General features: G+C 63.9%; 18 protein-coding genes and 1 pseudogene. 8 read left to right on the top strand and 11 right to left on the bottom strand.

The features are described from left to right. Positions 1-104 precede the first annotated feature (104 nt). Positions 105-1,022, top strand: a complete 918-nt coding sequence (locus D5041_RS07025) for a LysR family transcriptional regulator (RefSeq protein WP_265284189.1) — start codon at positions 105-107, stop codon at positions 1,020-1,022. Here D5041_RS07025 and D5041_RS07020 read toward each other — a convergent pair. The 4 genes from D5041_RS07020 to D5041_RS07005 form a co-directional block, all read right to left on the bottom strand. Next, on the bottom strand, positions 986-2,155 hold the full coding sequence (locus D5041_RS07020; RefSeq protein WP_265284188.1) for a fatty acid desaturase: 1,170 nt from the start codon (positions 2,153-2,155) through the stop codon (positions 986-988). The two genes, D5041_RS07025 and D5041_RS07020, sit on opposite strands and share 37 nt — an antisense overlap. A gap of 10 nt (positions 2,156-2,165) precedes the next feature. After that, positions 2,166-3,020, bottom strand: coding sequence for an aspartyl/asparaginyl beta-hydroxylase domain-containing protein (locus D5041_RS07015; protein ID WP_265284187.1), 855 nt, complete (start codon positions 3,018-3,020; stop codon positions 2,166-2,168). A gap of 92 nt (positions 3,021-3,112) precedes the next feature. After that, positions 3,113-3,904: an iron-containing redox enzyme family protein gene (locus tag D5041_RS07010; protein ID WP_265284186.1), complete on the bottom strand. Its 792-nt coding sequence runs from the start codon at positions 3,902-3,904 to the stop codon at positions 3,113-3,115. 268 nt (positions 3,905-4,172) lie between these two features. Beyond that, positions 4,173-4,859 carry a hypothetical protein gene (locus D5041_RS07005; protein WP_265284185.1) on the bottom strand — a complete coding sequence of 229 codons (687 nt, stop codon included), beginning with the start codon at positions 4,857-4,859 and terminating at the stop codon, positions 4,173-4,175. 114 nt (positions 4,860-4,973) lie between these two features. Here D5041_RS07005 and D5041_RS07000 point away from each other — a divergent pair, with 114 nt between their 5' ends. The 3 genes from D5041_RS07000 to D5041_RS06990 all read left to right on the top strand — a co-directional run bounded on the left by D5041_RS07000 (position 4,974) and on the right by D5041_RS06990 (position 10,036). Further along, on the top strand, positions 4,974-7,517 hold the full coding sequence (locus D5041_RS07000; RefSeq protein ID WP_265284183.1) for a DNA internalization-related competence protein ComEC/Rec2: 2,544 nt from the start codon (positions 4,974-4,976) through the stop codon (positions 7,515-7,517). 102 nt (positions 7,518-7,619) lie between these two features. Then, the gene (locus tag D5041_RS06995; RefSeq protein WP_010103490.1) at positions 7,620-9,083 is read left to right on the top strand and encodes a circularly permuted type 2 ATP-grasp protein; all 1,464 of its coding nucleotides are present in this window, start codon (positions 7,620-7,622) and stop codon (positions 9,081-9,083) included. Then, the gene (locus D5041_RS06990) at positions 9,077-10,036 is read left to right on the top strand and encodes an alpha-E domain-containing protein (protein WP_265257864.1); all 960 of its coding nucleotides are present in this window, start codon (positions 9,077-9,079) and stop codon (positions 10,034-10,036) included. The genes D5041_RS06995 and D5041_RS06990 overlap by 7 nt, the downstream gene beginning before the upstream one ends. Before the next feature lie 18 nt (positions 10,037-10,054). Here D5041_RS06990 and D5041_RS06985 read toward each other — a convergent pair. The 3 genes and pseudogenes from D5041_RS06985 to D5041_RS06975 form a co-directional block, all read right to left on the bottom strand. Continuing rightward, positions 10,055-10,285, bottom strand: a pseudogene (locus D5041_RS06985) (hotdog fold thioesterase); the annotation flags it as partial. 122 nt (positions 10,286-10,407) lie between these two features. Further along, positions 10,408-10,830 carry a hotdog fold thioesterase gene (locus tag D5041_RS06980; protein WP_265283169.1) on the bottom strand — a complete coding sequence of 141 codons (423 nt, stop codon included), beginning with the start codon at positions 10,828-10,830 and terminating at the stop codon, positions 10,408-10,410. 126 nt (positions 10,831-10,956) lie between these two features. After that, the gene (locus tag D5041_RS06975) at positions 10,957-12,939 is read right to left on the bottom strand and encodes a DNA topoisomerase IV subunit B (protein WP_265284182.1); all 1,983 of its coding nucleotides are present in this window, start codon (positions 12,937-12,939) and stop codon (positions 10,957-10,959) included. Between the two features lie 142 nt (positions 12,940-13,081). Between D5041_RS06975 and D5041_RS06970 the strand changes: the two genes are divergently transcribed. From D5041_RS06970 to D5041_RS06960, 3 genes are read left to right on the top strand one after another with little or no spacing between them, the layout of a single operon-like run. Beyond that, the gene (locus D5041_RS06970; protein ID WP_407702235.1) at positions 13,082-14,293 is read left to right on the top strand and encodes an MFS transporter; all 1,212 of its coding nucleotides are present in this window, start codon (positions 13,082-13,084) and stop codon (positions 14,291-14,293) included. 11 nt (positions 14,294-14,304) lie between these two features. Further along, positions 14,305-14,463, top strand: a complete 159-nt coding sequence (locus D5041_RS06965; protein ID WP_265257868.1) for a hypothetical protein — start codon at positions 14,305-14,307, stop codon at positions 14,461-14,463. Continuing rightward, on the top strand, positions 14,463-15,365 hold the full coding sequence (locus D5041_RS06960; protein ID WP_265284180.1) for an EamA family transporter: 903 nt from the start codon (positions 14,463-14,465) through the stop codon (positions 15,363-15,365). The genes D5041_RS06965 and D5041_RS06960 overlap by 1 nt, the downstream gene beginning before the upstream one ends. A gap of 28 nt (positions 15,366-15,393) precedes the next feature. On the opposite strand, the gene D5041_RS06955 is transcribed toward D5041_RS06960, so the two are convergent. Next, positions 15,394-15,675: a helix-turn-helix domain-containing protein gene (locus D5041_RS06955; RefSeq protein ID WP_265257870.1), complete on the bottom strand. Its 282-nt coding sequence runs from the start codon at positions 15,673-15,675 to the stop codon at positions 15,394-15,396. Further along, the gene (locus D5041_RS06950; RefSeq protein ID WP_029554102.1) at positions 15,672-16,010 is read right to left on the bottom strand and encodes a type II toxin-antitoxin system RelE/ParE family toxin; all 339 of its coding nucleotides are present in this window, start codon (positions 16,008-16,010) and stop codon (positions 15,672-15,674) included. The genes D5041_RS06955 and D5041_RS06950 overlap by 4 nt, the downstream gene beginning before the upstream one ends. A gap of 42 nt (positions 16,011-16,052) precedes the next feature. Between D5041_RS06950 and D5041_RS06945 the strand changes: the two genes are divergently transcribed. Further along, positions 16,053-16,613: a class I SAM-dependent methyltransferase gene (locus tag D5041_RS06945; RefSeq protein ID WP_265284179.1), complete on the top strand. Its 561-nt coding sequence runs from the start codon at positions 16,053-16,055 to the stop codon at positions 16,611-16,613. Between the two features lie 16 nt (positions 16,614-16,629). Here the strand turns inward: D5041_RS06945 and nadA are convergent, their stop codons facing one another. Continuing rightward, entirely contained in the window at positions 16,630-17,766 is a 1,137-nt protein-coding gene (nadA, locus tag D5041_RS06940) for a quinolinate synthase NadA (protein ID WP_265284178.1), read from the bottom strand. Next, on the bottom strand, positions 17,763-18,632 hold the full coding sequence (nadC, locus tag D5041_RS06935) for a carboxylating nicotinate-nucleotide diphosphorylase (protein WP_265284177.1): 870 nt from the start codon (positions 18,630-18,632) through the stop codon (positions 17,763-17,765). Before nadC ends, nadA begins: the two co-directional genes overlap by 4 nt. Positions 18,633-18,646 lie beyond the last annotated feature (14 nt).

Below are 18,646 nucleotides of genomic sequence, written 5' to 3'. Positions count from 1 at the left end.
GGTCCCCCGCCACTCCTTCCTTTTTTCATACTCCATCAATTTCCCCTTTCACTTTTGGTAAGTTGCTTTCTAAGTCTTGATGGACTTACTATTGGGAGTCACAAATGAAGAGTTTTCACTTTGATGTTGATCTGCTAAGAACATTCGTCTGTGTCGCAGATGCAAAAAGTTTCACCATCGCGGGTGAACGATTGCACAGAACACAATCGGCCGTTAGTGTGAAAATTAAAAAACTGGAGGACCAGCTTGGTCACAGGCTCTTGGATCGCACTTCGCCTGTTCGACCAACATCCATTGGAGCACATTTCCTGGAGACTGCCCGGCGCCTGATCGATGCACATGAAGACGCATTCATTGAATTGACTCAAGCCTGCCAAGTCGAGCGCATTACAGTAGGTACATCAGAGACATACGCCGTATCGCTTCTTTCCCCCGTTCTCAAGAACTTCAAGAAATGCTTCCCGCAGCTTGAGATCGAAATTCGCTGCGGTCATAGTTGGGATCTCCTCGAAGCTCAGTCATCCGAGCGAATTGATCTGGTGTTGGCAACCCATTCACCCAAGCACTCAGGGGTCACGCTCCAGCGTCAGAAGTTGATCTGGGTTTGTGGCCCCAATAGCATCGCCTACCAAGAGGAGCGTCTGCCCTTGGCTGTTTTTCCAAACGGCTGCTTGTATCGAGACGCGGCCATAGCCGCATTGGTACAGATGAGACGTCCTTGGTCGATTGCTTATACCTGCTCCCATTACGACGGACTTCTCGCTGCAATCTCGACAGAAAGCGCATTGACAGCTCTGACCGAAAGTGCGATTCCATCGCAGTTCAAACGCTTGGATCGTTCTCACGGTCTCCCGGATCTTCCAACCATGGATGTTGCGCTCTACAGAGCTCCCGAGATTTCGCCGGTGGCAAGAAAGTTGGGATCCGTAATCGAGGCGTACTACCTTGGTGACCAATCGGTAGTAAATCCAGTAGATAGTAGTAATCAACATTCTCGCGATCCCTCTACGTCGCTCAGCTGATTCGATGTGATTATTGGTGCACGTGCGACATTCGCCCCAGTAATCGCGATACCCAAAAACACATGATTAATTGCACGATGCAATCCCCAAAATTCCATGGATGGTTCCTTGTTTTTCTGCAAATGTTGTTGCCTAGCATAGGCTGCATTAGGCCACTCTGTAGTGTTCGGTGATCGATGATGAAAATCGTGCTGAGGAAGATCACCTGGTAACACCAATAACCGCACGGGGATGTGGTACAGTAATTGCGCACTCCACCAGACCAACCAGCACCCGTAGTACGATGTGGCACTGTGCGTAGCACTGCGCATTGGTGTTGCACTTCCACAAAATCGAGCCCAAGAATGAGTATAATGAACGCTCCTTGCATGCCCAACGTGCTGCGTGGGAACCAACCAAGCGTGCTCACTAACAAATTCCAACATCACACTTATCTGATAGAGAAATATTATTGGAACTATCACACCAAAGAAAATTTCCTCCTGACTCACCCATCCCAGTACCAAGGCTCCACCCCAGATCAATAGATACACATAGACCATTACCAAGCGCATAGGCCTTTTGTGCACAAAATTACTCCGAATCCGCTGAGTAATAAAATACAAATGAAACTTGGGTGAAAAAATGTTCAGGAGAAGTCTGATCCACAGTGCCTTTACGGACATACCAGGTTTAAAGCCACTCTTCATGAGAAACTGAACAGATGGATCATCTTTAGTCGAAAAAATACCAAAGCGGTGATGTTTCTCGAAATGTTCCCTGCGATACTCTTCTGCCGTTTGAGTAAATGTCAAAACCGTTAGTAACTCGCCAATGACATAATCAATCTTTCGCCAACCAGAGAAGCGACCATGAATGCACTGATGCACGACTGTGCTGACCAGACGTCGCGCCCCACTCACAACCAAACACCAACCGGTGATCATACTAACCCACGACCACCCGCCAGTATTCATCACTCCACCAATAGACAACGCAATGCCACCGATGTAGCTCGTTGCAGCCATTAGCAGAAAGGACTTGGCGCTATGAACGAGCAATGGGCGTTCCCCCTCAAGCGGAACACCGGTCAGCCATGTCCAAAACCAACTGCTCCAACTCGGAAGCACTCGATAGGTTTCTCTTGGTTCCATGGTGAAGTCCCTACAATGTGAACCGCTGATGCATAATACGTTCGGCGCGGAGAAATCGGCAGAAAGTTTCCGACTTATCAAACACTGCTGCAGAACCTGAGTGTTTTGATATCATAAGCAACCAGTCAAAGAACTGCGACAAATCTGCTTTGCGATAGAAATGTACTTTTGAAAGTAAGCCAACGATATCCCGATAATTGTAATCACTAATTATTCTCGATAGCCCCATCAGACCTGTCATGAATGGCTCGTCCAATGCAGGACGTTCTATCATTTTAGGCTTAGGTAGCTTGGTTGAAACTACGGATTTCTTGAAGACAGACTCGGCGGGTGAATCACCAATGTTGAAATCCAAGCATAGGTTCAGTCTTCTCTCATTGGAGAAATTTGTCGCAGAATGGAGATGCACCGCATCGAGATGCCAAATTTCACCCACTCGCATATGGAAAACGTCCTTCTCCTCCGAGTGAAGACACGCAACATTGGTCTTGATCGGGATATGCAACCGTAACCATCGATTGGCGTGTTCATCAAACTCAAGAAAATCACGGTGAGGAATAAGAGTTCCATCTCCCATTGAATGCACTCGCACAAGTCGTAGGTGCTTGGTCTCGAAATATGAGTCGATCCATTGATTAATTGAATTCAATTCTGCACCACGTGGAGTAATCTTCAGAGGAATGTTACTCTCCGTCACCAGCCCGTCATCATCCAATCCACTGACATTACGAAGAACAAAGGTTTTCCAATCACCTACGCAAAACTCGCTGTAATTTTTATTATCTTGTGTGAAATACATGATACGACCAATGTCGCTTTGAAAGTGAGCGATGTCATTAGTAGTGTTCATAATTTTAGAGTACATGTAAAACCTCCGTGAAGATCATTCATCACATCAGCATCGCGCTGATGCGAACCAGTAGATGGGGTACTGATCCGGAATCAGTATTTTCCTTTTTAGACTACTCGCTGCATCTCCTTGGCAATCGCATTCCAAAATACCCCGAAGAGCTCAATATGTTGGTGGAAGCCGTTTTGGATACGCAGCCAAGAGTTTGCATCAATGTAAAACTGCCGAGCACCGTTCAGTGACTCGATCTTGTGCTCTTTTTCCGCTGCACCGATGTGAGCATAGAAGTACTCGCATGCTTCGTGAAACTCGTCTTCAATCACCCATAGGTGCTTGTATTGCACCGCACCGTCATACATCTTACGCAGCATGGTGTAGGCTTGCCACTCAAGCGCCAGTTGAGCACCAGAGCCTGTGGCATTATCACTCCCATACATGGATTTCTCCCCTTCGATCAGAGCGTACGTCTCCGGAAGTGGAGTAATGTTTCGCTCAATTGTTTTCCAACTCAGCATCTCCGGTTCACCAAGTTTTTTCCCAAGCTCGAACAACCAACTATCAAACAGATTAGAGTGGGCTTTTTCTACCACTCCATAGCCCATTTCAGAGTACAGAGTTTTTGCGTATTCGGTACGTGCATACACATTCCGCGTGCTGCTGATCATAACGGACAGAACTTCCGGAAATGCTCGATTGAATTCACCGTAGTTCCTCGCGAAAACCGCGATCTGCACCGCAACCAGAGGCCTGGATGTCCACAAATCGTAGAATTCATTATTGAGAGCCGAACTGCTGTAGACAGTACGAGCCAGTGCTTCGATCGGATCATCCAATTGCGATTGACCAGCGTGGCTGGTGTGATCCAGATTGAACGGGAGGATAGCAACGAGTTTGTTCATGAAATTCCTTCAAAGGTTGAACAGTCCCCGAAATTGGAACAGTAGACGGTTCAAACTATGCCGAATCAGGCCGACACTGTCCAATGAGTAATAACGATGCACTTCATTCGAAAAAGTAATACCCCACGAACGGGCTCGCTGGTCAAATCCCGAACGACACAGTAGATATCCCCCTTTGGAGTGCCGCCCTCTCCTGCTCGGCCTTGGCCTGGGCATCGGCGGCCAGCTTGGCGAGTCGATCCAGCAAGGGCCGGAGCTTGTCGGCCGCCTACTTGCATTGGCGCGCGGCATCGCCCAGCCGCATCACGTTGAACCACGAAAGCACATCGAAGCCCGGATTGAAGACCAGATCCACCACGAGATCGCACAAGTCGCCAGGCAGGTCCATCGAAGCCTGTTCCGCATGCTTCGGCAGCGCCTCGGCCAGCGCCCGGACGGCCTGGCCGGCGCGCATGATCAAATCGGCCGCGCTCGACGTGCTCATGCACGAAAGCACCGAGATCGCCTTGCTCTTGCTTACCGCATCCAGCAGTTCGGTCGTGGAAGCCGATTCGCAAGCTCTACGCGCATCGGAAAGTCGGCTGTCGGCCTCCTGGGCCAGTTCCAGCCAGCGCCGCACCTGTCCTGCCCTCGCCTGCACGCACTCCAGCCGCTGGCCCTGGTCGCGGTGCTGCCCTGCGTCTGCGGCCTGCTCTGCAAGACGTTGGCAAGCCGTTTCAACGATCCACTCGCGAGCCGCCGCCCTGCCCTTCTGCGTGACTTCCGCAAGCCGGGCCTGGGCGGCGTTCAAGACGGCCTCGGGCTGTGTCGTGGTGAGTGCGTCCACAAGGCGCGCAGCCAATGAACCAGCTCGCTCCTGCTTGTCGTGGGCCACCACGCTCCGCGCAGAATCGACGTCTCTCTGCGCTGCCTGAAGCTGGGCGGCCAGCTCGTGCAGGTCCGTAACTTGTTGCATCGTTCAGTCCCCGGTCCTGTTCTGTTCTGCTGCGATCGTGGCACATGCACAGGGCCTGCGCCAGCGCTGCATTAGCATCCGTCCATGCACGCCATAAGCGCCCCTGCCGCCCTTATGACCGACCCCGACCGCGCACCGGGTGCAGGGGGCCTGCCGCGCGCCGCTGCCTGGCTGCTGCCCGCCCTGCTGCTGGGCCTTGTGGCGGGCGCGGCGCTTGCGTTGCAGCAGCCTTGGCTGTGGCCACCCCTGGTGTACTGGGCCTTGCTGTGCTGCGCGCTTGTGCCGGCAGCATGCTGCGCGCTTGCGGCGGCCAGGCCCCGCGCATCGCGGTGGGCCTGGGCTCTGGTGATGGCGTCGCCCGTGCTCGCCGGGGGAAGCGGTGCCGCAGCCATGTTCGCGGTCTGCGGTCTGCGCGCTTCGGGCTACATGGAGCTGGCCCTGGCGCCCGCGCTGGAAGGGCGGGACATCCGCGTAACGGGGCTGGTCGCGGCCATGCCGCAGACCCACGCGGCGGGTACCCGCCTGCGTCTGGCGGTGGAGACCGCACACCTGCAGGGCGCGCCCGTGCGCCTGCCGCCGCTTGTCGAAGTGGCCTGGTACGGCGGGGCCTTGCGCGGCGCGGACGAGGCCGTGGACGCAGACGTGCAGCGCCGCCCCCCCACGGTGCGCGCGGGTGAGCGCTGGGATCTGACGCTGCGCCTGAAAGCGCCGCACGGCCTGTACAACCCCCATGGTTTTGACTACGAGCTGTGGCTCTGGGAGCAGGGCGTGCAGGCCACCGGCTATGTGCGCACGGGCCCGAGGGACGAAGCGCCGCGGCGCCTGGCGTCCACCTGGTGCTACCCCGTGGAGCAGTTGCGCCAGTCCGTGCGCGACACCATCCTGGAGCGCCTGGGCCGCAGCGCGCAGGGCGCGGAAACCGCAGAGGGCGGCGACCCGGGCCGCGCGCGCATTGCCGGTGTCGTTGCGGCGCTGGTCACGGGCGACCAGCGCGCCATCGACCGCGCGGACTGGGATCTGTTCCGCGCCACCGGGGTGGCGCACCTCATGAGCATTTCGGGCCTGCACATCACCTTGTTCGCGTGGCTCGCCGCGCTGCTGGTGCGCATGCTCTGGCGGCGCTCCGCGCGCCTGTGCCTGGCGGTGCCGGCGCCGTCTGCGGCGCTGGTCGCCGGGGTGGCGCTGGCCGCCGCGTATGCGCTCTTCAGCGGCTGGGGCGTTCCCGCGCAGCGCACGGTGATCATGCTCGCCAGCGTGGCGCTGCTGCAGCTGAGCGGGCGGCGCTGGCCCTGGCCGCAGGTCTGGCTGCTGGCCTGCGCGGCGGTGGTGCTGGTCGATCCCTGGGCGCTGGCGCAGGCGGGCTTCTGGCTGAGCTTCGTCGCGGTGGGGATGTTGTTTGCCACGAATCCGGTCGCCGACAGGGCTTCCGCTTCTGGCGCCATCGGCCGATTCCACGCGCTGCTGCGCGAGCAGTGGGTGGTCACGCTGGCGCTCACGCCCCTGGGCCTGCTGCTGTTTGCCCAGGTCCCGCTGCTGGGTTTCGTGGCCAACCTGGCGGCGATTCCCTGGGTCACGCTGGTGGTGACGCCGCTGGCGCTCGGCGGTGCGCTGTGGGCGCCGCTGTGGGACCTGGCGGCGCTCAGTCTGCAACCGCTGATGGCCTGGCTGCAATGGCTCGCGCAATGGCCCTGGGCGGTGCTGTTTCTGCCTGCGGCGCCGCTGTGGGCGGGTAGCGCGGCGGTGCTGGGCGGCGCGCTGCTGGCGCTGCGCATGCCCTGGCGCTTGCGCCTGCTGGCGCTGCCATTGCTCTGGCCGGCGCTGTGCTGGCAGCCCGCGCGGCCGCCGCCGGGGCAGTTCGACTTGCTCGCAGCAGACGTTGGCCAGGGCGGCGCGGTGCTGGTGCGCACCGCCAACCACACGCTGCTCTACGACGCGGGTCCGCGTTTCAGCCGCGAGAGCGACGCCGGGCAGCGCGTGCTGGTGCCCTTGCTGCGCGCGCTCGGCGAGCGGGTGGATCTGCTCATGCTCAGCCACCGCGACGCGGACCACAGCGGCGGCGCCGCGGCCGTGCTGGCGCAGCAGCCACAGGCCGCGCTCAGCGGCTCGATCGAGGCCGGGCATGCATTGCAGGAACTGCGCCCCGTCCAGCCCTGCCTCGCCGGCCAGCGCTGGGAATGGGACGGCGTGCGCTTCGAGCTGCTGCACCCGCTGCCCGGAGACGCCGCCCCCGGGCAGCGCCGCGCGCCGCGTCCGAATGCCCTGAGTTGCGTGCTGCGCATCGCGGCCGCAGGGGCGCCCGCGGCCCTGCTCGCCGGGGACATCGAGGCCGCGCAGGAGCGGGCCCTGGTGGCGCGCGGCGCGGCGCTGCAGGCCGACCTGCTGCTGGTGCCGCACCATGGCAGCAAGACCTCCTCGTCGCCCGCGTTTCTGGACGCCGTCCGGCCACGCGCCGCCTTGGTGCAGGCCGGCTACCGCAACCGCTTCGGCCATCCGGCGCCCGAGGTGTTGCGACGCTACCAGGCGCGCGGCGTCCGGGTGCTGGAGTCCGCGCGCTGCGGCGCCGCCAGCTGGTCCTCGGCCCGGCCCGGGGTGGTGGCCTGCGCACGCGACACCGGGCGCCGGTATTGGCAGCACCGCGTGCCCCCACGCGGCGAATGACCCCTGGCGCGGGGTGGATAGGCGACGGCGCGCTGCCGGCAGGGGCTGCTGCGCCGTGCACGGGCGCATAACTTGCTATCCTCTGCGCCAGGAGGCCGGTTCATGCAGCAATTCGACGAGATGTATGCCAAGCAGCCTATGGACGGCGGCGCCGTGCGGGCGCATTACGCGCGCTACGCGCAGTGGCTGGACCAGCAGCCCCCCGAGGGAATGCAGGCGCGCCGGGCCGAAGCCGAGATGATCTTCCGGCGCGTGGGGATCACCTTTGCCGTCTACGGCGCCAAGGACGAGGACGGAGTGGGCAACGAGCGCCTGATCCCGTTCGACCTGATCCCGCGCATCATCCCGGCGCACGAGTGGAGCCGCCTGCAACAGGGGCTGGTGCAGCGGGTCACGGCGCTCAACCGCTTCATCCACGACATCTACCACGGCCAGGACATCGTGCGCGCCGGCGTCGTCGCCGCCGACCTCATCGTCGGCAACGCCCAGTACCGGCCCGAAATGGCGGGCCTGTCCGTGCCGCAGGACATCTACGCGCACATCGCCGGAATCGACATCGTGCGCGCGCCCGACGCGCAGGGCGTGGGCGAGTACTACGTGCTCGAAGACAACCTGCGCGTCCCCAGCGGCGTGAGCTACATGCTCGAAAACCGCAAGATGATGATGCGTCTGTTCCCCGAACTGTTCAGCCTGCACAAGGTGGCGCCGGTCGCGCACTACCCCGACATGCTGCTCGAGACCCTGCGCGCCAGCGCCCCCGCGACGTCGGACGAGCCCACGGTGGTGGTGCTGACACCCGGCATGCACAACAGCGCGTACTTCGAGCACGCCTTCCTGGCGCAGCAGATGGGCGTGGAACTGGTCGAAGGGCAGGACCTCGTGGTCCGGGACGGCTTCGTCTACATGCGCACCACGCGCGGCCTGCAGCGCGTGGACGTGATCTACCGGCGGGTGGACGACGATTTCCTCGATCCGCAGGTGTTCCGCCGCAACTCCACGCTGGGCTGCCATGGCCTGATGGACGCCTACCGCGCAGGCCACGTCGGCATCTGCAACGCCGTGGGGATCGGCGTCGCGGACGACAAGTCGGTCTACCCCCAGGTGCCCGAGATGATCCGCTTCTACCTGGGCCAGGAACCCATTCTCAAGAACGTCCCCACCTGGATGTGCCGCAGGCCGGACGAGTTGCAGTACGTGCTCGCGCACCTGGGCGAGCTGGTGGTGAAAGAGGTGCACGGCGCGGGCGGCTACGGCATGCTCATCGGCCCGGCCGCGACGCAGGCCGAGATCGAGGACTTCCGCCGCGCGCTGCAGGCCAACCCCGCAGGCTATATCGCGCAACCCACATTGAGCCTGTCGAGCTGCCCCACTTACGTGGAGCGTGGCATCGCCCCGCGCCACATCGACCTGCGCCCCTTCGTGCTCAGCGGCCGCACAGTGCAGATGGTCGCCGGCGGCCTCACGCGCGTGGCGCTGCAGGAGGGCTCGCTGGTGGTGAATTCCTCGCAGGGCGGGGGAACCAAGGACACCTGGGTCTTGGGCCATGGAGGGACCGAAGCATGCTGAGCCGCACCGCCGACCATTTGTTCTGGATGTCCCGCTACACCGAGCGGGCAGAGAACACCGCCCGCATGCTCAACGTCAGCTACGAAACCTCGCTGCTGCCGCAGTCCGCCGACGTGGCGCAGGAGGGCTGGGAGGGCCTGCTGTCCATCAGCGAGCTGATTCCCGCGTACAGCGCGAGACATGGCCAGGTCACGCCGCAGCGCGTGCTGGAATTCATGGTGCGCGACGGCAACAATCCGTCGTCCATCCTGTCCTGCCTGCGCGCAGCGCGCGAGAACGCGCGCGCCGTGCGCGGTGCGCTCACCACCGAGGTGTGGGAGACGCAGAACCAGACTTGGCTGGAACTGCAGCGGCAACTCGCAGGCGACGCCTTCGAGCGCGACCCGGGGCAACTCTTTGAATGGGTGAAATACCGCTCGCACCTGTCGCGCGGCGTGGTGCTGGGAACCATGCTGCAGGACGAGGCCTTTCACTTCCTGCGCATGGGGACCTTCCTGGAGCGCGCCGACAACACCGCACGCCTGCTCGACGTGAAGTTCCACGCGGTGAAGAACGACTTCTTCGGCCGCGCCAGCGAGCGCAACCAGGAGCGCGACTTCTACCACTGGAGCGCCATCCTGCGCAGCGTCTCGGCCTTCGAGGTCTACCGCAAGGTGTACCGCGACGTGATCACCCCCGGGCGTGTGGCCGATCTGCTGATCCTGCGCCGCGACATGCCGCGCTCGCTGCACGCCTGCCTGCGCGAAGTGGTGGACAACCTGGCGCTGCTCGCCAACGAGCAGTCTGCCGAAACCCGGCGCCGCGCCGGGCGCCTGCTGGCCGACCTGCAGTACGGCCGCATCGACGAGATCCTGGCGACGGGGCTGCACGCGTTCCTCACGCAGTTCCTGGACCGCATCAACGACCTGGGCGGCGGCATCAGCCGCGATTTCCTCGCGACCGCGGGAGATTGACCCGGGCCAGGGGCCCCCTCAGCGCTGCACCAGGATGGCCATGGTCAGGCGCGAGACGCAGGTCAGCTCGCCGGCCTCGTTGACCAGGTCGATCTGCCACACCTGCGTGCTGCGCCCCAGATGCACCGGCCGCGCCGTTCCCGTGACCCAGCCGCTGGTGACAGGGCGCAGGTGGTTCGCGTTGATGTCCAGGCCCACGGCGTTGTGCCCCTCGGGGCTCGCGCAGTAGGCGCCGATGGAGCCCAGCGAAACGAAAGACGGGGCTGCACGCGTTCCTCACGCAGTTCCTGGATCGCATCAACGACCTGGGCGGCGGCATCAGCCGCGATTTCCTCGCGACCGCGGGAGATTGACCCGGGCCAGGGGCCCCCTCAGCGCTGCACCAGGATGGCCATGGTCAGGCGCGAGACGCAGGTCAGCTCGCCGGCCTCGTTGACCAGGTCGATCTGCCACACCTGCGTGCTGCGCCCCAGATGCACCGGCCGCGCCGTTCCCGTGACCCAGCCGCTGGTGACAGGGCGCAGGTGGTTCGCGTTGATGTCCAGGCCCACGGCGTTGTGCCCCTCGGGGCTCGCGCAGTAGGCGCCGATGGAGCCCAGCGACTCGGCGAGCAGCACGCTCACGCCCCCGTGCAGCAGCCCGAACGGCTGCCTGGTGCGCTGGTCCACGGGCACACGGCCGCGCAGGAAATCGTCGCCCAGCTCGACGATCTCTACGCCCAGGTGCTGGGCGGCGGTGCCTTGGTTGGCGGCGTTGAGCTGGTTCAGGTCGGTGGGTTTTTTCCAGATCGGCATGGAATCCTCGGTTGGGCAGAGAGCGGCGCTACGGCTGCGCCGGCAAAACGAAAACCCGTGTCGGCGGCTTGCCGGGTCGGTACGCCGTTGTTCCCGGGGCCCGCCATTGTGCTTGTTCTTCCCGAGTCAGATGTCGATCTCGACCGCGTCGCCGTGCAGTTCCATGAGCGCGCGCCGGGCCGCCGCCTCGCCCTTGCCCATGAGCTTGGTGATGCGTTCCTCGGTGGCGGCAAAGTCCACGCTGCCCAGTTGCACCGGCAGCAGGCGCCGGGTGTCGGGGTTCAGCGTGGTCTCCCACAGTTGCCCGGCGTTCATCTCGCCCAGGCCCTTGAAGCGGCTGATCTGGCATTTCTCGCGCGCCACGCCTTCCTTGGCGCATTTGTCGAGGATGGCGCCGAGTTCGCCCTCGTCGAGCGCGTACATCTTGGCCGCAGGCTTCTTGCCGCGCGCGGGCACGTCCACGCGAAACAGCGGGGGGCGCGCCACATAGACATGGCCGGCCTCGATGAGCCCGGGGAAATGCCGCAGGAACAGCGTGAGCAGCAGCACCTGGATATGCGCTCCGTCCACGTCCGCGTCGCTCAGGATGCACACCTTGCCGTAGCGCAGGCCCGACAGGTCGGGTACGTCGCCGGGGCCATGGGGATCCACGCCGATGGCCACCGAGATGTCGTGGATTTCGTTGTTCGCAAACAGCCGGTCGCGCTCCACCTCCCAGGTATTGAGCACCTTGCCGCGCAGCGGCAGGATGGCCTGGCTTTCCTTGTCGCGGCCCATCTTGGCGCTGCCGCCGGCGGAGTCGCCCTCGACCAGGAACACCTCGTTGCGGCCGAGGTCGCGGCTCTCGCAGTCGGTGAGCTTGCCGGGCAGAACGGCCACGCCCGAGCCCCTGCGCTTTTCCACCTTCTGCCCCGCCTTCTGGCGCGTCTGCGCGGCCTGTATGGCCAGTTCCGCGAGTCTCTTGCCGTATTCGACATGCTGGTTGAGCCACAGCTCGAGCGCCGGGCGCACGAAGCCGCTGACCAGCCGCACGGCGTCGCGCGAGTTCAGCCGTTCCTTGATCTGCCCCTGGAACTGGGGGTCCAGCACCTTGGCGCTGAGCACGTAGCTGGCGCGCGCAAAAACGTCTTCGGGCAGCAGCTTCACGCCCTTGGGCAGCAGGCTGTGCAGTTCGATGAAGCTTTTGACGGCGTTGAACAGCCCGTCGCGCAGGCCGCTCTCGTGCGTTCCGCCGGCGCTCGTGGGAATCAGGTTGACGTAGCTCTCGCGCATGGGCGCACCGTCCTCGGTGAAGGCCACGCACCAGGCTGCGCCCTCGCCTTCGGCAAAGCTCTCGCTGCCACCGTCAACAAAGCCCTCGCTCTCGAACAGGGGGATCACCGGTTCGGCGCCCAGGCTCTGCATCAGGTAGTCGCGCAGGCCGCCCTTGTACTGCCAGGTTTGCGTCTCGCGGGTCTTTTCGTGCACCAGCGAAACCGACACGCCCGGCATCAGCACTGCCTTGCTGCGCAGCAAATGGCTGAGCTCGCCCATGGGCAGCGCGCTGGATTCGAAGTACTTGGCGTCGGGCCATACGCGCACCGTGGTGCCCTGCCTGCGCTCGCCCGCCTCGAGCGGCCGGCAGACCAGGGGTTCGACGACTTCGCCGCCCGCGAACACCAGGCGCGCGGACTGGCCTTCGCGGTGGCTCGTGGCCTCCAGGCGCGTGGCCAGCGCGTTCGTCACGCTCACCCCCACGCCGTGCAGGCCGCCCGAGAAGCTGTAGGCGCCGCCCTGGCCCTTGTCGAACTTGCCGCCCGCGTGCAGGCGCGTGAAGACGAGCTCGATCACCGGGGCCTTTTCCTCGGGGTGCATGCCAAAGGGAATTCCGCGCCCGTCGTCCTCGACGCCCACCGAACCATCGGCGTGCAGCGTGACGCGGATCTTTTTTCCGTACCCGGCGAGCGCCTCGTCGGCGGCGTTGTCCAGCACCTCCTGCACGATGTGCAGGGGGGTGTCGGTGCGGGTGTACATGCCCGGACGCTGCTTGACGGGCTCCAGGCCCTTGAGAACGCGGATCGAGCCTTCGGAGTATTCGCCCGCAAAGACGGAGGAGGGTTTTGCAGCCATGGGCGCGAATTGTAATGTGGCATTGCAGCAAAATCTGGATAAAAAAACAGATGTCCGCCCCCTGCCCCGCGCCCCGCTGCACCGGCGCGCAGCAGGCAATCCGGCTACATTCTTGTGGATGCACATGTACAGGGATACGCGTATGAATCCGCCCAAACTGTCGATGCTCCAGGTGCTCGTTTGCGGAGCGGCCATCGTGACCCTGTCCATGGGCATCCGCCACGGCTTCGGGTTATGGCTGCTGCCCATCACGCAGGAGCGGGGCTGGACGCGCCAGTCGTTTGCCCTGGCGCTGGCGATCCAGAACCTCTCCTGGGGATTCATCGGCATTTTTGCGGGCATGCTCGCGGACCGGTTTGGCGCCTTGCGCGTGCTCCTGGGCGGCGCCGTGCTCTACGGCCTGGGGCTCGCGGGCATGGCGCTGGCGCCCACGCCGACGCTGTTCGCGCTGACCGCCGGGGTGCTGACCGGCGCGGCGCAGGCCGGCACCACCTACGCCGTGGTCTACGGCGTGATCGGCCGGCAGATTGCCCCCGAGCGCCGGTCCTGGGCCATGGGCATGGCGGCGGCCGCCGGATCGTTCGGCCAATTCCTGATGGTTCCCGTGGAAGGCTGGCTGATCGCCAGTCTGGGCTGGCAACAGGCCCTGCTGGCGCTGGCGGCCATGGTGCTGCTGATCGCGCCACTGGCCCTTGGCCTGCGCGAACCCGGGTTCCGGGGCGCGGCGCCGCCCAGGCGCGAGCAGACCATCGTGCAGGCGCTCGGCGAGGCCCTGCGCTACCCCAGTTTCAACCTGCTGATGGCGGGCTACTTCGTGTGCGGTTTCCAGGTGGTGTTCATCGGCGTGCACATGCCCAGCTACCTGCGGGACCACGGCCTGTCGCCCCAGGTGGCCAGCTACGCGCTGGCACTCATCGGGCTGTTCAACGTGTTTGGCACCTACGTCGCCGGCATGCTGGGCCAGCGCCTGCCCAAGCGCCAGATCCTGTCCTTCATCTACTTTGCGCGCGCCGTGGCAATCAGCCTGTTTCTGCTCGCACCGCTCTCGCCCGCGTCGGTGTACCTGTTCTCCGCCGTGATCGGCGCGCTGTGGCTCTCGACCGTGCCACCGACCAACGCCACCATCGCCCAGATCTTCGGCGTGCAGCATTTGTCCATGCTCGGCGGCTTTGTGTTCTTCAGCCACCAGATCGGCAGTTTCATGGGCGTGTGGCTGGGGGGCTATCTGTACGACACCACCGGCAGCTACGACATCGTCTGGTACATCGCCATCGCCCTGGGCGTATTCGCCGGCCTGGTGAACCTGCCCGTGAACGAAAGCCCCATCCGGCGCAACGCGCCGCAACCCGCCTGAGCCCGCGCACCATGGACGACGCCCCCCGCCCCACACCCCCCGCGCTGCCACGTGCGCTGCGCTGGCTGGGCTGGGCCGTGGCGCTGCTGCTGTGCCTGCTGGTGTTTGGCATGTACACCGCACCGGGCTTCATGGTGATGCTGGCCGACCAGATCTGGGCCTGCTTCTAATGTTCTGCCCAATCAATACGCGCTATGTGTTGGCAGCGGGAGCTGGCGTGGTCGCGAATGTGATCCTTGGCGCGTCCTCGCTTTACTGGAAGCAGCTCGCAGTGATTTCACCGGAAACCCTGCTTGGCTATCGCATCTTCCTGTCCCTTGCAACATTGGCTCTGGCGATGCTGATGTTGCAGCGTTTCAGGGCTCTCGTAGAGAAACTCACTTGGCGTACCGTCGGCATCCATGCCGCAGCAGCATACCTGGTTGTGTTGAACTGGGGCACGTTCATCTGGGCATCCATTCACGGACATGTCGTTGAAAGTGGTCTCGGCTACCTGATTGCGCCGTTCATCGCAATTGCAATAGCCAAGGTGGTGATTGGCGATACGCTGAGCGCGGTGCGGCTGGCGGGATTGGTGGTGATTGCGATGGCCGTTGCTGCGCTGATGCTGCGCAGTGGTGAACTCAATCATTGGGTGTACTTGGTCATCGGGGTGACCTGGGGCGGCTACGCCTGTGCAAAGAAACTGACGCCACTCGACCCCTTTGGTGGGCTCTTCATGGAAACTTTCACGCTGTGCGTGCTGTGGCTGCCTCTTCTGGCCGCCTCGCAGGTTTCACTGACCTTGCCTGGCAACCTGCCGGCGGCAACGGCCGTGCTGCTGCTGGTATGCGGCCTGGTGTCCGTGGTTCCGCTGTGGCTGTTCGCGTATGCGGCAGGGCATTTGCCGCTGTCTGCCATGGGCTTCTTCCAGTTCGTCTTGCCGACGACACAGCTGTTGGTCGCCCTCGTTTTCTATCGCCAGCCCTTGTCGAACAACACGCTGCTGTGCTTCTCGGTCATCTGGGCGGCGTTGCTGGTCATCCTCAGCGAGCCCCTATGGCGCTTCGGTCGGCTGCGGCCGAGAAACTGAGCGCGGGGCAGGACACTGGCCCACGGCATCATGCGGTTTCCCGGATCCGCACCTCGATGTGCAGGCCCGCAGCCGCAGCCATGTTCACCAGCGCATCCAGGCTGAACAGGTTGATCTTTCCACGCACCAGGTCGGAGACACGCGGCGGGGTCACGCCAAGAATCTGCGCGGCCTGTACCTGGCTGATTCCGGTTTTGATCAAGTGGTTCTTCAGCGCCGTCATCAACGCGGAACGCAGCTTCATGTTTTCCGCTTCCTCCGGGGTGCCCTCAATGGCGTCCCAGACGCTGGTAAATCGCTGGCTTCTCATTGGCCCATCTCCTTCAACAAATCGCGGTACCGCCTGGCGGCCAAGTCCCCATCGGTCTTGCTGGTCTTCTCTGTCTTTTTCTGGAAACAGTGAAGCACGTAGACGGCATCAGAAAACTTGGCAACGTAGAGGACTCTGAATGCACCGGCGGCATCCCGAATCCGGATCTCTTTCACACCCTGACCCACCGTATTCATGGGTTTCCAGTCGTCAGGCTCCTGACCATTTTGCACACGATCGAGTTGATGACCCGCTTCGCGTCTTGCCGCAATCGGGAACCTCCGCAGGTCATTGAGGGAGCTACCACGAAACTCAATTGGTTTTGGCTCGGTCACGCCCTGACCATACAATATTTTGTATTGAAAGACAACACCCCCATGCACACCGCCGAAGCCCCCAGTGAATGGCTTTGCCGCTGGAGCCACCTGATCGCGCCCGGCAGCACGGCGCTGGACGTGGCCTGCGGTGCGGGGCGCCATCTGCGCTGGCTGCGCGGCCTGGGGCATCGCGTCGTGGGGGTGGACCGCTGCGCGCAGGCCATCGCCGCCTGCGCCGGGTTGGGCGAGATGCTCTGCGCCGACGTCGAGGGCGGCCCCTGGCCCCTTGCCGGGCGGCAGTTCGGCGCCGTGGTGGTCACCAACTACCTGTGGCGCCCCCTGCTGCCGCGCATCGTGGACAGCGTCGCGCCCGGTGGTCTGCTGATCTGCGAGACCTTTGCGCAGGGCCAGGAAACCGTGGGCCGGCCCACCCGGCCGCAATTCCTGCTGCGGCCCGGCGAACTGCTCGGCGCCTGCGCGGGTCTGCGCGTTCTGGGGTACGAGGACGGTTTTCTGGAGCAGCCTGCGCGCTTCGTGCAGCGCATCGCCGCGCTACGGGAGCTCCCGCAGTCCGACGCCCCCGCGCGGCATCATCTGCCCCCGAGGGGCGGCGCGGGGTAGAACCCCCGGACCCTCCTCAAACGGCCCCCAGATGCGGCAGCAGCCCGGCCGCAGGCTGCCCGCTGCGCAGCGCCGCGGTGAAGGCCAGCATGCGGTCGATGGGCTGGCGCGCGCGCGCGATGAGCGCCGGGTCCACGAGGACGGCGTTGGCGCCCGTCTCCAATGCATGGACCACACCGGCCAGGCCGTTCATGGCCATCCAGGGGCAGTGCGCGCAGCTCTTGCAGGTGGCGCCATGGCCCGACGTGGGGGCCTCGTGGAAGACCTTGTCGGGGTTTTGCGTGCGCAGCCTGTGCAGCATGCCGTTGTCCGTGGCAACGATGAATTCCTGCGCGTCCATTTCGCGCGCGGCCTTCAGAATCGCCGAGGTGGAGCCCACGGCGTCGGCCAGCGCCACCACCTCGGCGGGGCTCTCGGGATGCACCAGGACCTTGGCCCGGGGGTGCTCCTGCTTGAGCGCCTCGAGCTCGAAGGCCTTGAATTCGTCGTGCACGATGCAGGCGCCGCTCCAGAACACCATGTCGGCGCCCGTCTCGCGCTGGATGTAGGCGCCCAGGTGGCGGTCCGGCGCCCACAGGATTTTCCGGCCCGCGGCGCGCAGCGCACGCACGATCTCCAGCGCGCAACTGGAGGTGACGACCCAGTCGGCCCGCGCCTTCACTGCGGCGCTGGTATTCGCGTACACCACCACGCTGCGCTCGGGGTGCTCCGCGCAGAACGCGCCGAACGCGTCCGCCGGGCAGCCCAGGTCGAGCGAGCAGCTCGCGTCCAGGTCGGGCATGAGGATGGTTTTTTCGGGCGAGAGAATCTTCGCCGTCTCGCCCATGAAGCGCACGCCCGAGACCACCAGCGTCTGCGCGGCATGGTCGCGGCCAAAGCGGGCCATCTCCAGCGAATCGCCGACCAGCCCGCCCGTCTCCTCGGCCAGGTCCTGCAAGTCCGGGTGCACGTAGTAGTGCGACACCATGGAGGCGTTTCTTTCCTTGAGCAGGCGGCGGATTCTTTCCTTCAGCGCCCCCCGCTCGGCCTGCGCAGGCTCGGGCGGAACGCGCGCCCAGGCCTGTCGGGTGGCGCATCTGCCGTCGGCGGCGTGCGCGTCCAGCGGCTGCTCGTAGGCCACGCCGATGCGGTTCAGTACAGCGGTTGCGTTCATGACAACTCCTGCAGGCGCATGGAAAAGTCGGTGGCCTTCACGTCCTTGGTCAGCGTGCCGACGGAGATGCGGTCCACGCCCGTCTCGGCCAGCGCGCGCAGCCCTTCGAGCGTGACGCCGCCCGAGATTTCCAGCACCGCGCGGCCCGCGTTCACGCGCACGGCCTCGCGCAGCATGGGCAGCGGCATATTGTCCAGCAGCACCATCTGCGCGCCCGCGTGCAGCGCCTCGGTCAGCTGCTCCAGCGTTTCCACTTCAATCTGGATGAATTGCGCCTGCGCGGCCAGCTTCCCTGCGGCGTGCAGCACGGCGGCCACGCCACCGGCTGCGGCAATATGGTTTTCCTTGATCAGCACCGCGTCGTACAGGCCGATGCGGTGGTTCCCGCCACCGCCCACGCGCACGGCGTACTTTTGCGCCAGGCGCAGGCCCGGCAGGGTCTTGCGCGTGTCCACGATGCGCGCGCGCGTGCCCGCGACCGCATCCACATAGATGCGCGTCTTGCTCGCCACGGCGCTGAGCAGTTGCAGAAAGTTCAGCGCCGTGCGCTCGGCGCTGAGCAGCGCACGCGCCTGGCCTGCGACCTCGAGCACCACCTGGTCGGGCGCGCAGCGCCGGCCCTCGGCCACATGCCAGGTCAGCTGCACGGCGGGGTCCAGCGCGCGCAGGGCGGCCTCGGCCCAGGGCGCGCCGCAGATCACGGCCGCCTCGCGCGCACGGATGCAGGCGCGCGCGCGGCACGCGGGGTCGATCAGGCCGGCCGTCAGATCGCCGGCACCCAGGTCTTCGGCCAGGGCCCTGGCCACGTCGGCGTGGGCCAGCGCAAGTACCTCGCTGTCTGGTGTGGGGGGGGTCGGATGCGTCATGGGCTGCGAGCATA

The organism is Verminephrobacter aporrectodeae subsp. tuberculatae, assembly GCF_026127385.1.
Taxonomy (GTDB): Bacteria; Pseudomonadota; Gammaproteobacteria; order Burkholderiales; family Burkholderiaceae_C; genus Acidovorax; species Acidovorax aporrectodeae.
The sequence above is the reverse complement of the archived record's forward strand: the minus strand, read 5'-3'. Positions and strand labels throughout refer to the sequence as shown.